This is a genomic window from Pontibacter sp. SGAir0037 (assembly GCF_005491705.1).
GTDB lineage: Bacteria > Bacteroidota > Bacteroidia > Cytophagales > Hymenobacteraceae > Pontibacter.
On the sequence record NZ_CP028092.1, the window covers coordinates 3,693,536 to 3,709,191 of the forward strand.

Annotated in this window: 9 protein-coding genes and 1 other RNA gene; 4 read left to right on the forward strand and 6 right to left on the reverse strand. The window is 44.5% G+C overall.

Features of this window, described 5'->3' with window-relative positions; all coding sequences use genetic code 11:
* Positions 1-340: 340 nt before the first annotated feature.
* On the forward strand, positions 341-913 hold the full coding sequence (locus C1N53_RS15135; protein WP_137760110.1) for a pentapeptide repeat-containing protein: 573 nt from the start codon (positions 341-343) through the stop codon (positions 911-913).
* A gap of 252 nt (positions 914-1,165) precedes the next feature.
* Here C1N53_RS15135 and C1N53_RS15140 read toward each other — a convergent pair whose 3' ends face one another.
* From C1N53_RS15140 to C1N53_RS15155, 4 genes are all read right to left on the reverse strand, one after another.
* Positions 1,166-2,209, reverse strand: a complete 1,044-nt coding sequence (locus tag C1N53_RS15140; RefSeq protein WP_137760111.1) for an alpha/beta fold hydrolase — start codon at positions 2,207-2,209, stop codon at positions 1,166-1,168.
* Between the two features lie 168 nt (positions 2,210-2,377).
* Positions 2,378-2,749, reverse strand: a transfer-messenger RNA (tmRNA) gene (ssrA, locus tag C1N53_RS15145).
* Positions 2,750-3,113: 364 nt separating this feature from the next.
* A complete protein-coding gene (locus C1N53_RS15150; RefSeq protein ID WP_137760112.1) occupies positions 3,114-4,511 on the reverse strand; it encodes a DUF4932 domain-containing protein in 1,398 nt (465 codons plus the stop codon).
* A 27-nt stretch (positions 4,512-4,538) separates the two neighbouring features.
* Positions 4,539-6,902 carry an ABC transporter permease gene (locus tag C1N53_RS15155; protein WP_137760113.1) on the reverse strand — a complete coding sequence of 788 codons (2,364 nt, stop codon included), beginning with the start codon at positions 6,900-6,902 and terminating at the stop codon, positions 4,539-4,541.
* Between the two features lie 523 nt (positions 6,903-7,425).
* Between C1N53_RS15155 and C1N53_RS15160 the strand changes: the two genes are divergently transcribed.
* The 3 genes from C1N53_RS15160 (at position 7,426) to C1N53_RS15170 (ending at position 11,451) form a co-directional block, all read left to right on the forward strand.
* Positions 7,426-8,805: a sigma-54 dependent transcriptional regulator gene (locus tag C1N53_RS15160; protein WP_137760114.1), complete on the forward strand. Its 1,380-nt coding sequence runs from the start codon at positions 7,426-7,428 to the stop codon at positions 8,803-8,805.
* Positions 8,795-10,153, forward strand: coding sequence for a PAS domain-containing sensor histidine kinase (locus C1N53_RS15165; RefSeq protein WP_137760115.1), 1,359 nt, complete (start codon positions 8,795-8,797; stop codon positions 10,151-10,153). The genes C1N53_RS15160 and C1N53_RS15165 overlap by 11 nt, the downstream gene beginning before the upstream one ends.
* A gap of 236 nt (positions 10,154-10,389) precedes the next feature.
* Complete coding sequence (locus C1N53_RS15170; RefSeq protein ID WP_137760116.1) at positions 10,390-11,451, forward strand: DUF3667 domain-containing protein; 1,062 nt, start codon at positions 10,390-10,392, stop codon at positions 11,449-11,451.
* 152 nt (positions 11,452-11,603) lie between these two features.
* Here the strand turns inward: C1N53_RS15170 and C1N53_RS15175 are convergent, their stop codons facing one another.
* Both C1N53_RS15175 and C1N53_RS15180 read right to left on the reverse strand, forming a co-directional pair.
* Positions 11,604-12,155 carry a hypothetical protein gene (locus C1N53_RS15175; protein WP_137760117.1) on the reverse strand — a complete coding sequence of 184 codons (552 nt, stop codon included), beginning with the start codon at positions 12,153-12,155 and terminating at the stop codon, positions 11,604-11,606.
* A 236-nt stretch (positions 12,156-12,391) separates the two neighbouring features.
* Positions 12,392-15,508 (reverse strand): T9SS-dependent M36 family metallopeptidase, encoded by a 3,117-nt coding sequence (locus C1N53_RS15180; RefSeq protein WP_137760118.1) that lies wholly within the window; start codon positions 15,506-15,508, stop codon positions 12,392-12,394.
* Positions 15,509-15,656 lie beyond the last annotated feature (148 nt).

The window sequence follows — 15,656 nt, forward strand, 5'->3', positions numbered from 1 at the left end:
AAAATGTATTTAATGCTGAATATATTAAATTCCGCCTTTAAAGCCCATTTTAGTACTGCCATTTCAGCGCTATTTTATAAAATTATGTCCGTAATACTACCGTGCATGCATCATTATAGCCTGCAAGGCCACCGTGTTATTTAAAGCATCATACCTGAATGCCATCACAATACTTGGTTACTCAACAAGCGAATCAGGGAGATGCAAACTATACTATGTTCTTTTACATAACATAGCTCCTATTTTTAATAAGTATATTTGAATGGGAAATCATAGGCCCTGCTATGGCTAAGGCAGCTGCAGCTATGATTTGGGAACCACATAATTTTAGCTATACACCATGGAAGCTGTTTACACAGAAGGAGAAATCTTTCATAACATAGATTATACGAAGGAAGCTTTACCCAAAGGCGAATACGAAAACTGCACGTTTACAAACTGTAATTTTGCCAGTGCAGATCTGGCCGGTATCAGTTTTGCTGATTGCGAATTCAATGACTGCAATTTAAGCACGGCCCGTATTGCCAGAACCTCTTTAAAAGATGTCCGCTTTAGACATTGCAAACTACTTGGACTGCACTTTCAGAACTGCAACGAATTTCTCTTTTCTGTTGATTTTGAGAACTGTGTGCTCAATCTTTCCTCTTTTTACCGCCTGAAACTTAAGAAAACCCGTTTTAAGAACTGCAGCCTGCACGAGGTAGACTTTGCCGAAAGCGATTTAAGTGCTGCTGATTTCGAAAATTGCGATCTGGCAGGCGCTATCTTTGAAAACACGCTCCTGGAAAAAGCCGACTTCAGAACCTCCTATAATTACCAGATTAACCCGGAACAGAACCGGCTGAAAAAAGCCAGGTTTTCCCTAAGCGGTATACCGGGCCTACTAGCAAAACATGATATTGTGATTGAGTAGAGCATGTTCCTGTTATACTTGTTTAATGCTACTCTGCAGAGATAAGCACTCCTCAATAGTGTTCGCGTATACTCCAAAACCTGCCACCATCTGAAAGACATGCTGCAGGCTACAGGCTCAACCTGCTTCATCCGTTCATTCTGCTGCTTATAAGGTTTCCTCTGTTATCACTTAGTTTGTAATTATATAAACACTACCCTATAACAGGGCGATGTAACGCAGCCAATCTTTATTATTGTTGTTTCTAATTTACTAATGAAGGTTTAAGGCCTTTTTTACAGCGTTATACTGCGCGTCAATCACCGCTTGGTTGTGTCCGTGAGCAGCACCCGGCACAAGCACAAACTCTTTTTTTGGAGCCTTTACTTTGTCGAAATACGCTTTAGTCAGCTCTTTGGAGGTTAAAATATCTTCCTCGCCCTGAATGAGGTACACAGGAATCTTGTAATGCAGGCCATTCTTCATAAAATTCACCTCAGCCTCCATAGATTTAATTCCCATTGCTTTATGACCGGCAAAGTAGAGAAAAGAATAATCATCCCCATCATACCTGTTTTGGGCATCTTTCTCATTGTCGTATTCGCTCGCTACTTTCCACCAGGATGCAGGAGCAGGTGTTGAATTCTCCCGCTCATACTTTTTGATGATGCGCATGAGCTGGCCTGATTTTCTGGCATCTTCGTAAGGAGGAGGACCTAAGGCCTGCAGCTTCTCTAAAGATTCCTGGTCTCTGGCATCCCTAGCTAGTTTAGATACCAAATTAAATGCATTCAGAAACCCTTCTTCTCCATTTACCACCTGTGAATGTCCTATATAGGTAGAGAAAAGATCAGGGCGCTTTAAGGCCATACTGGCTCCCAGCACCGATCCCCAAGAGGTTCCGATAATGATGATTTTACGCTTCCCAAGGTGTTTGGTCAGGTACTCTGAAAGCTCAATCCCGTCAGCTGTCATGCGCTCGACAGTCAGTGGGTTCTCAATCCAATAATCCTCAGTTACCACTTCAGGAGCATTACGGCCAAAAGTTCTTCCTGCTCCACGCTGGTCCCAATACACCAATACAAAGTCTTTTTTCCAGTAGCCATAGATGGCGTCATCATACTGACTCATGGTGCTGCCTGGCCCACCATGCAGAAACAGAATAACGGGCTTGGACCTGTCGTCTCCGCTAATGGTTACCCATTGTTCTATACCGCCAATGGAAACATATTTTGCCTCGTTAATGGACTTTACCTGAGCAGCTAACCGGCCTGAGACTAAAACGAGAAGTAGAAACAGCAGAAGTTTATAGTTCATAAAACATTATATATCAAAGCAAATAAGGAGGGGCTGTGGGTAACGTGTTATACAAATTGGCTACAACACGCTAACATAGCGGATAAACGAAACTTGGTACTACTTAAAAACAAAAAAGCCTGTGAATGACTAATTCACAGGCTTTTAACAAATATAAATTTTAATACTAAGTGGAGATGCAGGGATTCGAACCCTGGTCCAGACAAGGAAATCGTCGTGCCTTCTACATGCTTAGACGCTAGTTAGATTTTCGGGAGTTTGCAGGCCTAGGTCAAGCCTATGCGCACTCCTTAGATGCTTAATTTCGCCTGTGCATCACACCTCTGCACAAACTAGTGAAACGATTCGAAGCCTCTGATGTGCAAGTGGTTTCACGGGACCTGCACGAGACTATGGCTTAGAGCTTAATACCTAGATTAAGCAGCCATGGCGTAGTTATATTCGCCAGTTATTGTTCGAACGGATTTTTAACAGGTGGTACGTTCATCACCCGACATGCTTACACGCAACCTGCACAAGCTGTCAATTCCAGTCATCCCCAAATGTTAAAGAACTTTTGCCCTGATTTAATTCCTGCAGACAATACATTGCAAATATACATCTTTTTGCTTTTCCTGGGCGGGCAACCTCATAATAAACCAGACAGACGGCAAAATAGTTTCCTTTGCGGAACAATTAAACTACTGTTTTACCGCCTGCTCTGGCTCGTATGCCTATTTTGCATTCAGGATTTCATTTACATATTTTACCCATTTGTATTTAGGCATCTCTTAGTTAATATAGTAACCTGGCTGAATCATAACTTTATACTTGTCACAGTCTTTGTAGACTTACGTTCTTTTTTGCTATATCGCATAGCGAAAAAAGACACAGCGTGTTTATCAACCTAACAGAAGCACCAGGCCTACTGCAGCGCTTTACTCCAGGCCAGCATCTCCTCATAAAGCTCATTTACTTTTTTATCTGGATTTGCTTTATATAAAGTTATCAGTTGCTTATTAAAGTCTCCGAACCTACTAAAGCCCCTGCTGTTTTCCATCTGCCGCTCCATACGCGGTAAAAAAGCAGCCACTTCTTCTGCCGGAAAATTATCTAGGCAGTAGAGCGAAAACACAGCCCAGGTCATATATTCATTGAAAACAGCATAAGGCGAACCATAGGCGCTGGTCCCGTTCTTTTCCTTTGTCCATTTCTGGCGATCTCCGAACACCTCGTTAATCTGCTTCAGGTAGCCATCCGAAACAGGATTTACGAAGTTATGATCGATTTCAGTAAACACCACCCGCGAATCCTGCATCTCATTCAGGGCCTTGCTATTCTTGTCAGATGGCTTTGATCTGCAAACAAACATTACGGTTTGGGTAAAGTCATTATCTTCGAACCGGTTAGTAGCATGCGCCCCACCCACCAGTGGTGAGAAGGTAACACGGTAGCTGCCATAGGTAAACGGAAATTTACCCTCCAGCCAGGTCTGCATCTTGTCCATCGGGTTCAACCCCTCATAGGTTTTAATAAGGCTCTGATAGTATGGCTGGTGTTGCTTGTAAAACTCCCTGAATTTAGATTTCCTGGCAAAATCATTCACCAATGCCAGGTTAGCTTTAATAGGATCATCCGGATGATTGAAGCCCATCTTCCGGATGATGCCTTCATTTACAATGTTGCCCTTCTTATTAAACACATAGCCACAGGCGTTCATCTTCAGGGCATAATAGTACCAATAGCTTTCGTTGTCGAAAGGTTTTACAATGTGCTGGTTAATGATGTCCAGGAGTGGGTGGTTCTGGTAGGGAGCAAAATACGACATCACTTCTTTATAATATGGCGTGGTCATATCCACCATGTTTGAATCCTGCTGCCCTATCCTCGAAAGCGCCACCAGGATATTGGCCAACTCATGCACCTCCGGCACTTCTATTATAGATTTGCCTTTATGCGCTTTTATGTAGGACTTGCTGAAATTAACGTTCTTTGAAACTCCTACCACCTCTGTTAAAGCCTCTTCTCCATGGTACTGCACAGAAAAACGCACTGTGTCGCCTTCTTTTATAGTAAATTTAACAGAGTCTATGTCGGTAATAAAAGCGACTGGCATTCGGCGCTGCTTTACCTCTACCTCCAGCCGGTCTGGCTTTATCTCGGGCGATATTTTCCAGCCATCGCTGGTCTCTGCACCTACCCGGTAGCTAATGGTTTCGATACCCGATTTAATGGAAGGCAGCTGTCTTACAGACTGTGCACAACTGATTTGCACCAGCCCAAGCATTGCAAGGGCTACAGCATGTGTTAAAATGCTTTTCATATGTTTAATTTGAAAGTTTAGATCAAACTATTCTGTTCGAAGCGAGTTAACGGGGTTGGCTACTGCCGTTTTTATAGCATGGAAGCTTAAGGTAAGCATAGCTATAATAATGGTAGCCACAAAGGCAGCAGCAAAGATCCACCAGCTAAGTTCGGTACGGTACGCATAGTCGTCCAGCCAATTGCTCATTAGGTACCAGCTTAATGGCAGCGCCACAATATTTGCCAGCAACACAAGTTTCAGAAAATCTTTGCTCAGCATAAACACAATACCAGAGGTAGAGGCACCTAATACTTTTCGGATTCCGATTTCTTTAGTGCGCTGCTCCGCCGTGAATAAGGCCAGGCCGAACAAGCCCATACAGGAAATAAGGATGGCAATGCCTGCAAAATAGTTTGTTAGCTCACCTATAATCGCCTCGCTTTTATACATTTTCTCAAAGTCTTCGTCCAGGAAATGGTAGGTAAACGGAAAGGCCGGATTATACTTCTTTAGCACCTTTTCCATGGCAGCCAGTGCACCGGGTGCCTGTCCGGGTGCAATGCGGGCAAACATCGTATTCTTGGCACCGGAATTTAGCAGGAGAATCAGTGGCTGCATAGGCTCCTGAACAGAGGAGCTATGAAAGTCTTTTACAACACCAATAATTTGAGCTTTTTGCCCACCGCCTTCCAGCCACTCTCCTACAGGGTTCTCCAGCTGCATCAGCCTGGCGGCTTCCTCATTAATCAGCACATTGGCTGTATCGGCACCGTACTCTTCCGAAAAGCCCCTTCCTTCTTTTACCTGGATATTCATCGTCTCCAGAAAGTCGAGTTCTGTGTAGATAATACTGAACAGGATGTCAGCGTCGGGTGCTTTACCAGCCCAGTTTATATGGCCTGTAGAGTTTCCTATCATCAGCGGACTTTGGTTAGCGGCTGTTACCCCTGTTATGCCGGCTTGTTTCAGAAACTCCTGCTTTATCATATCATACCGCTGGCCTATCTCACCTTCAATCGGTATCTGCACAACATTCTCACGGTTCAGTCCTATATCTTTTGTTCTGATATAGTGCAATTGCAGGTATACCACCAGCGTACTTACAATCAGTAAAGCAGAAAGTACAAATTGGAATACAACCAGCCCCTTTCTGAATAAAGAAACTTTGCTGCTTAGCTTTACAGTACCTTTCAACACTACGGCAGGATTAAAGGATGATAAAAAGAAAGCAGGATAGCTACCCGAAATCAAACCTGTAACAAGAGCTACACCCAGCAAAATCAGGATCAGGCCGGGGTCGGAAAGATCAAGCGTTATAGCTTTACCCGTTAAATTGTTGAATTGGGGCAGCACAATGCCAACCAGGTTCAGCGACAGGAATAAGGCCAGAAAGGCCACCAGCACCGATTCTAACATAAACTGCTGCACCAGGGCATTTTTACCGGCTCCTATAGCCTTTCTCACTCCTACCTCTTTGGCACGTTTTGCCGAACGGGCAGTAGCCAGGTTCATAAAATTAATACAGGCAATGATAATCAGGAAAGCAGCCACCACCGAGAACAGCCGCACGTATACAATCATGCCGCTTCGGTCTTTACCCGGCCTGAAATCAGAGTACAGGTGCATTTCGCTTATCGGCTGCAGAAAAAGATCGGCGTTAGATTTAGGTGCATATTTTTTTATAAACCCTTCAATTTTCTTATTAACAGCTGCTACATCTGCCCCTGGCTGCAGTAACACATACGTTCGTATGCCGTTGTTGCTCCAGTCTTTTACCCATTCGCCACCTGGTGTATTTATCCAGTCATTCAAGGGCATTACATAGTCGAACTGAAACGAAGAGTTCTTTGGCACATCCTGCATCACGCCGGTTACCTGGTAGCTGGCACTGTTATTTATTTTAAAGATTTTGCCTACTGCATCTGTCGTACCAAAAAATTTTTGAGCAGTGCTTGCACTTATTACCACAGAATTCGGCTCCTGCAGCACCTGTTTTGGATCGCCATGCAGTAATGGGAAAGAAAATACCTCAAAAAACTCAGGATCGGTATGGCGGCCATTCACTTTAATAATTTTATCTTCATAGGTAAAAAGCTGCTTCCACTCCCACGTAGTAGAACGAACAGCATACTTTACTTCCGGCATATCTTTCTCCAGCGCCTCAGCAAGCGGTCCCGGGTTAGCATCTGTAATTAAATCATCGTTCCCAGGATAGTGCTGTACCTCCATAACACGGTACAACTGATCGATATTTTCATGAAACTTATCAAAGCTTACTTCATCCTGTACCCAAAGCAGAATCAGAATGCTACAGGTCATCCCTAATGCAAGCCCTGCGATATTGATAAGAGAGAAGACCTTGTGCCGCATCAGGTTGCGAAAGGCCATTTTAATGTAGTTCTTTAACATAGTTTTAGGCATTAAAAGAGATATTATCGTTCAGTTTCTTTCAAGACTTTGCTGGTTGTTTGCACCTGCTCAACTACAAGAAATTAAAATGCCAAACTAATAAATAATTGATTTTCTGAACTTTAACTAAAATTCAAAAGATACAAGTGTTCGCTTCTGATACACATTTCAGCGATACAGGTGTGCGCTTCTGCTACAATTGTCTGAATCAGGATTTACAGGATGAGGAAGGATGTACAGGATGATGTTTAAATCGGGATTTACCGGATTAATTGACGGGCAGGATGAGGATTGTGAGGATGAGCAGCTAAAATCTGGCGTTTGTTCTTCCTCAGCATGTTTAATCGTTTTCCGCACTTTCTGGAAATTTAACTTTCCTAAATTCAATCCTGTTCATATACAAATCCTGTAAATCCTGATTCTGATAATCCTTATCCTGTTCATCTATAAATCCTGGTAATCCTGATTCAGACTATTTCATCAGGAATACCTATATTAGAAGCTAAATTAGCTTTTTACAGGTATGGCCACTTTAAAAAATGCTCGTGTACTAGTCGTAGACGACGAAAGCGATGTGCTTTTCGCCATGAAGATGCTGCTTAAAGCAGAAGTGAAGGAGGTCGTAACAGAGAAGAACCCGGAGAACCTGCTCTCGTTGCTGGACAGGCAGCAATTCGATGTTATTTTCCTGGACATGAACTTTAAAAGTGCTCTGAATACCGGTAACGAAGGCATTTACTGGCTTCATAAAATACTGGAAAAAGACAGAACTGCTACAGTTATCCTGATTACAGCTTATGGCGATGTGGAACTGGCAGTTAAATCTTTAAAAGAAGGAGCCTCCGATTTTATTGTAAAACCCTGGCATAACGAGAAGCTGGTAGAGGCCTTGCACAAGGCGCTACAAACTAAACAGGTAAAAGGTAAAGGCAGCGCTGCACGAACGGCACAGGCTAGTAGCGCAGGTGCTACACTTTTACTCGGGCAATCAGAGGCAATACAGGAAGTGCTGTATAAAATTGAGAAAGTAGCTCCAACCGAAGCCAATGTACTGATACTAGGTGAAAACGGAACAGGTAAAGAGCTGGTAGCACGTGCCCTGCATGAAAAATCGTTCAGAGCCGGTAAGCCTTTTATTAGCGTGGATATTGCCGCACTAACCGACTCTCTTTTTGAGAGTGAATTATTCGGGTATAAAAAGGGAGCCTTTACCGATGCCAAAGAAGACCGCACAGGCAGGTTTGAAGCAGCTAACGGAGGCACTTTGTTTCTGGACGAGATCGGCAATATTTCACCCGCTATGCAGGCAAAACTACTGACGGTGCTGCAGAACAGACAGGTAGTTCCGTTAGGTTCCAACCAGCCTGTGCCTGTAGACATCCGGCTGGTTTCTGCCACCAATGCTCCGCTTTACGAACTGGCTGCTTCTAATCATTTCCGCAAAGATCTGATTTACCGTATTAATACCATAGAAATTACGCTGCCACCTTTGCGCCAGCGTACAGGAGACGTTGAACTGCTGGCGCGTCATTTTGCCGGAATTTACGCTGAAAAAAACCATAAACCTGCCCCTGCATTTTCGGAGGCTGCCCTAAAAAAGCTGCAACAACACAGCTGGCCCGGTAATGTGCGGGAACTGCAGCATACCATTGAACGTGCCCTCATCATGGCCGAAGATAATGTACTACAGCCACAGGACTTTAGCTTTTCGTCCATAGAATCTCCTGTATTGGCTGCTCCTGCTGCTCCTTTTTCACCTAATACCACCCAGCTGCATCAACTGGAGCGGGAAACTATTATCAGAGTAATCGAGAAAAACCAGGGCAATATTTCCAAATCAGCAAAAGAACTTGGCCTTACCCGCACCGCCCTTTACCGCCGACTGAACAAGCATGATATTTAAACGCCTGGAGCTGGGCCTCTTAGTACGGCTCACTTTTATTTTTGCCATAATGTACCTCACGCTGTACTACCTGGTGCAGTTTACCTGGTTGCAGACAGCCTCTGGCATACTGATTATACTGGCACAGATAGTTGAGCTTACCCGCTACGTTACCCGTAGCAACAACGAATTAGCCAGGTTTCTGGAGTCAGTGAAGCAACGCGATTTTTCGCAGCATTTCAACGAACAGCGCACCAACAGCTCGCTCAGGCAGCTGCACCACGCTTTTAACCAGATCAACCTCACGTTTAAGCAGCTCCACATTGAGCGGGAAGAGCAGTTTCAGTATATGCAAATTATCCTGCAACTGATCGATACTGGCATTATGGCTTATAACGAGCAGGGCGAGGTAGAATGGGTAAACGATGCTTTTAAAGAAATACTAGGTATTCCTTACCTAAAGAACATCAAAGCGCTGGAGCTGCGCAACGAGAAGCTATACCAGGCGGTGCTGGCACTGGAGCCGCAACAAAACAAGCTGCTGAAGCTGAAACTCCCCGGCGGACCTACGCAGCTGCTCTTAACATCGGTAGACTTTATGCTGCAGCAACGTTTGCTCACACTGGTGGCTTTTAAAAATGTAAGCTCTGCCGTAGACGAAACCGAAACAGAGGCCTGGCAGAAGCTGCTGCGCGTGATGACCCACGAGATCATGAATTCGGTAGCCCCCATTGCCTCACTGGCCGAATCGATGGGCCGCTACCTGAAAGCAGACCGTGAACAATATGAAGCCGTGCAGCAGGAGCAGCCTAATAAAGAGCTATTGCAGGATACAGAAGAGGGTCTGGCTATTATTAAAGGCCGTAGCGAAGGACTGCTGCGCTTCACCCACTTTTACCGTAACCTGAACAAGTCGCAGCAACTGCTTTACACCACTATATATGTGCAGGAGCTCTTTAGCAGCATCGAAGCACTTATGAAACCACGCCTGGCAGAGAAGGGCATACAACTCAGCTGGCGTGTTTCTTCTCCCGAACTTACCATTCAAGGCGATGTAAACTTACTGGAGCAGGTGCTCATTAATATGGTACTGAATGCCGAACGAGCCGTTCTACAAGCTCCTGCACCGCAAATTGAACTGGAGGCCAGGGAACAGGAGAATGGAAAGGCTGTACTGGAGATCCGCGACAACGGCAGCGGTATACCCGAAGAAATCATGGAAAGTATTTTTATTCCTTTTTTCACGTCGCATAAAGAAGGCACCGGCATTGGCCTGAGCCTGGCCAAACAGATCATACTGTTGCACAAAGGCAGTATACAGGTAACATCGGACGAGGGAGTAGGCACTGTGTTTAGACTGACATTCTAAGCAAGCTACACAGGCTTGCATACTTCTTCTGTTATACTTAAAGCTGCCTATGCTATCACCTCTGCAACAGGAAAGCTATTCTTGCCTCAAATCTTAGTAAACCTTAAATTTTTTAAGGTACAACATCAAAAAATAATGCCATATTTTTTATAGCTTTAGAACTGTATCTGATTATAGTTTCTTATCAGAGCAGCTTTTCTAAAGCTTTGGGTCTGAAAGGGTAAATAGAAGTCATTATGAAAAAGCATTACCGCACCGAAAAAAACTGTCTGAACTGCGGCACTACTGTTCCTGATAAATTTTGTCCGAACTGTGGTCAGGAAAATCTGGAGCTCCACGAAAACTTTCTGCACCTGGCCTTGCACAGTGTGGGCCACTATTTCCATTTCGAGTCGAAGTTCTTTAACAGCATTATCCCTCTGCTAACCAAGCCGGGTTATTTAACTAAAGAATATTTTGCCGGTAAACGGGCTTCTCATCTAAGCCCGGTGAGCATGTATATCTTTATCAGCATTTTGTTCTTTTTCCTGTTTACGGCCAATACCAATAGCAACAAAAAAGACATTATAGAAGAAAATACCGCCTCAGAACAAGCCGAGGTTAAAGAAGAAATCGCAACAGCAAAAGAAATCATACAGCGGCAACTGGCTGAAGGGAAGGTAAACGAAAAAGCTGCTTCGTATACCTATACGCTATTGGATAATGCCGAAGCTTCTTTGGATACAACAAAACATGAACACAACGATGCTGTTATTGTTGCCAAGCCTGCAGGAAAAGAGATTTTAAATACAGAAGCAGCAAGTAAAGCAAAAACAGATGATGTGGAAGCAGAGGTGGTAGAAGAGCATACGTTCTCCAATTCACTACAAGCTAAATTCAGGCAGGTAATGGACGACGATTTAAGCAGCGAACTCTTCAAGAATAAGCTGGTGAGTCATTTGCCTAAAGTAATGTTTATCTTGCTGCCACTCTTTGCACTAATCTTAAAGCTTGTAAACTGGCGATCTTCTAAATATTACGTGGAGCACCTGATTTACTCTATACACGTACACTCCTTCCTCTTCCTGTTTGGATCTATAATGATCCTGCTGAGTTGGGTATTACCCTTCCTGTCTGATTGGATACAGTTCTTTGGGATGATCGTAGTATTATGGTACATCTATCGATCTATGCGCAATATCTACAGAAGTACACGCTGGCGCACTGTTTATAAATTCTTCCTACTGTTTTTTGCCTACAGCTTTCTTTTAACTATTAGTGGGTTGATTGTAGTAATTGCAACTCTCTATACAGTATAAAGTAAATATATCTTAAATCAGACACAACAGGTTAAAATTTCAGCTGCATGCCACCTGCCAGCGCGGCGACAGTTTTGGTACTTTCGCTAAGCTATGATATTGCAGCAAGGTGCCAGGTCTTGGGGAAGGTAACAGCAGATCACTCTTTGCTGTTAATCCTTGCCTGAAACTTTATCTTTTACCCATTTAAAAGCTCCAGATGCTTTATCTGCATAATCGTTGATGCCGTTTACTACGTCATCCACATGATGTTTCTCCCATAAGGAGCCAAAGGTCTTGCTTTTCGGTTTCTCTACATTTAAGAACTTATCATTGCTTTGGGTGCTTTCGTTTCTGAACCCTTTTACCTCTGTCAGCACATAGTGCCGGTTATTTAGCAGCACATAAAACTGCTTTGCCTGATCCGGCCGTACCTCATAGGCAATAGAATCCACATCGGTATAGATTACCAGCTTTTCCTTCTGCCCTAAGACCTCAATTCCCAACGAATTAACTTTATACTCTGGTTTTATAGTCCAGAGGCCATTTACCTGTGCTTCACCTACACGCAGGTTTACTTTGCTCGAATTGGCTTTAATAAGAGGTAAGCCTTTATAAGAACTTTGTGCGAACGAAGGGGTTGCTACTACAATAAATAAAAGCAGGGCACCAGCCTTTAAAGGCTTAGGCAGTTTAACAGACCGGTGGAAGGGTAACAGAATCATTAAAAAAGGTAGAGCACGTAAATCAATCTATGAAGCTTTGACTATGCAAGTATCAGAGTTTCAGCACAGCAATTTAATGTTAAACCAGTAACTTTTTCAAGTTTAAAGCATTAAAATTTTAATATTAATGTTTTATCGCTGTACTCGAATAAAAAATTTTCCTAAAAAAGAAGCGTGGCAACAGCTAAAATGCCTGTTACCACGCCCCCTGCACTACCTTTTAAGAGTACTTTTTATTATTTAATCAGTAACATAGAACCGGATTTTGCAGTGTTACCGTTTACAAAACGATAAATGTACACGCCGCTTTTTTTGTTGCCAGATGTAAAGGTTTCCGAATAACTTGCACCTGCCTCTACGTTTCCTTCGAACAGCGTGGCCACCAAGCGACCAGTTACATCATATACCTTCAGGGAGGCGAATCCGCTTTCCTGAGCTGTAAAGCTAATTGTTGCATCCTCGGAGAATGGATTAGGGTAACTTGTCACAGCAGCGTCCTGCAGAAGACCTCCTTCAGCTGTGGCAGCCGATGAAACCGTATATGTTGCTCCGCAGCTTCCTAAATAATCTCCGTGTGCCAGATGGTCTGCTACTGCACTTGCGCCAACTGACTGCATTTTACCGTTATGGCAAATAAACACTTTTACATTGTTGCCATTTCCTTTAACATCGCGCACATCAATAACAGAAATGGTTACAGCAGCTGTTCTGGTACAACCAGCTTCGTTAACAGCAGTTACAGTAAAATGGTATGTACCGGCTTTCGTTGGCGTAAACACAGGGGTTGCTATTGTTGTATCGCTCAGGCCTGCGACAGGACTCCAGCTATAAGTAAAGGTTGGGTCGCCACTTGCCTGAAGCACCACACTCTGTGCTCCATATCCTAAGAAAATAGTGTTTTCATCGCCTCCTGTATAAACATCGCTTGTTTTCTTAACAGCAATAGCAGGCGCTTCGCAGGCATAAACAGGTGGCAGATCGAATGCTTCTACCTGATCTGTTCTGCTTGTATTTAACCCCTGGCTGGCGCTATAGCCTAAACCTCGCTTAGCAAAAGCTCTCCAGATCAGCTCCTGGTTAGCACCACCGTAGTTCAACCGATCTGCTGCCAGTATCGCATCGCGTCCATCTACAAAACCCGGGCGGCACGCCTGAAGCTTTAAGCCATCAATTACAAGCTGCATCGCCATGTTGTTACCGCCATTGCCATTGTAAATGTCTTCATCAAAACCATACTTATCTATAAGATCCCAGGTCATATCCCAAAGCATTGTAGACCATACAAAGCCGATTCCGTGAGGCTGGCTTATGGCAGCCGTATTGTTGGTAGCAGCATAGGTATAGGCATTCACGCCAAAATCTGTAGAATAAGGAGCCGGTCTGATACCTTGCCCGTTGGTTGGCTGCCCTTGCGCATAAGTACCTATGCCTCTTACTTTACCACGGGTATCACCTACACGCATGGTCATCATCAGGCCAAACCAGTCGCTCCAGCCCTCGCCCATCTGCTCAGCATTGTTCAGGCAGTTTGCCACCTGCGGACCACCGGTTAACCTGTTCGAGATGCCATGGCCATACTCATGCACTATAATTCCGTTATCGAAGTCACCGTCTAACTCAGGCTTGCCTTCATCTTTCAAAGCTACTGTTACCTCTTGCCCTGAATCCAGTTTTGCCCTGATGGCTGCTCCGGCTACATCGGTGGTCATAAGCGAAGGAATGCGAATCAGGTCAGGGTTCGTAGCTCCGGCCCCCATGGATATAGGTGCGCCAGTTGCATTGTTAATAACTACCACGGCAATGGCTCCTGCTTGCTGCGCATTTAACACTTTTGCTCCGAATTCGCAGCTTCCTCTGTAAACCACTGCTATGTTTCCGGCCATGGCACTGGCGTTTGTAAATGTTCCGCAACCTTCAACCGGATTTCCGGGAGCCTCTGCCAACACTAATTTGCCTGTAACGGCAGTGGGAGTTAGCCTTGGCCCAAAAGCAGCCTGCACAGCAGGGTAAGCAGCCGCTATATCACCAGGCGAGGTAACACGAAACATATTTTCATCCGGCGGGCTGCTCCATAGGTACATTTGCATTCTGGGAGCAAAGCCATCTACGTTAGTTGCAAAGTTTGCATTATTGCGTGTTGTAGCTATGTTTCGGCTGTCCTGCGCTTCCGCCAGTACCGGGTCGGCCTGTGCTCCGCCCCTGCCATAGTTGTTCAGTTGAAAGTTTCCGCTCAGTTCGTCGAAGCCGTACTGGTACCATACATCATGCACCAGGTTGTTCCAGTAAAACAGGTTAGTGATAGCGGCATCTCTGTAAGCCACCGGTTGCTGTGTAAAATCAATTGGGAAGTCGAAGCTCAGTTCTGCACCACCGTCAGGGCTGTAGTTATTCTGCCAGCTGTTATTGTTATTCGGATCTTCGTAGGCATACACATTGTTACCGCGCGTCCTGGTTTCGGTATGCCAGCCCTGCGGAGAAGCCACCGGATCTGCTGCCGAAGTGCTTACAATAGCTCGCGGGCCATGGCTGGGACTTTCGTACGGCATTGGAAACACATTATAGGCATTGCTAATAGCTATGCTTGCGTTGCTTGCTTTTGAATTGGCTATATAAGGAGACAACACAGCATGACCATGGTCGTTATGCAGGAATTTCCCATCGGGGCCATTGTTGTCGAACTGGCAATGCACCACCATATTATCTTTGTCCAGCACCTCGCCTGTAGCAGCATCCAGCCTCAGGTTCCACCAGTTCTGCGCATCCATTTCGTAGATGCTCACTTCCCAGGCCAGCCTCAGGCTGCCGTCTTCCATAGGCTGATATACCAGTTTCGCCGGAATTGGCTCCAGTGAAATGCCGCCGGTTGTAAACAGCACTTCTTTATTGGCTCCGTTACCTCTTTCTTTTACAGTAAGGGGCTCTTTTAAAGGTGTATTCAGGTAAGTAGCCGCCGCCGCTACTGCCGCTTCGGCACTTAAGCCAGCCTGCTTAGCCTTTACCTTTTTGCCAACCTCTTTGTGAAATCTGTTCCCCATCGATACCACATTATCATTCTTATCTAAATTGACTGTGGTTATCGCTCCATGGATCTCAATCCCATTGTGCAGTTGCTTCAGGTAGTAGTGCTTCAGACCGTTTTTCTTGGTTTCTGCGGTACTGCTCACCTCCAGCTCTGCAAAATCTTCATCTGCCAGCTCAAGCTTCTGCTTGTTTTTTTTCAGATGCTCTACAGCTGCCCGTGGAACAGCTTTTTTCACTTTATCAGGCTTTCCCTGTCCGTAAGAGGTTATGCTTCCCAACAGGAAGACCATAAGCAGCGCCAGCTGCAGTAAAACTGGTAAATTTCTTTTCATAAAGTTAAAGATTAGTATGTTAGAATATGTATAACACAAGCTAGCTCAGCTGCCCAAGTCAACTCATTATAAAAATACTTCTAATAACAATTCTTTAACAAGGAAGAAATACCCTTGAAAGTAACATGCCCTTTTTAACAGATTAATA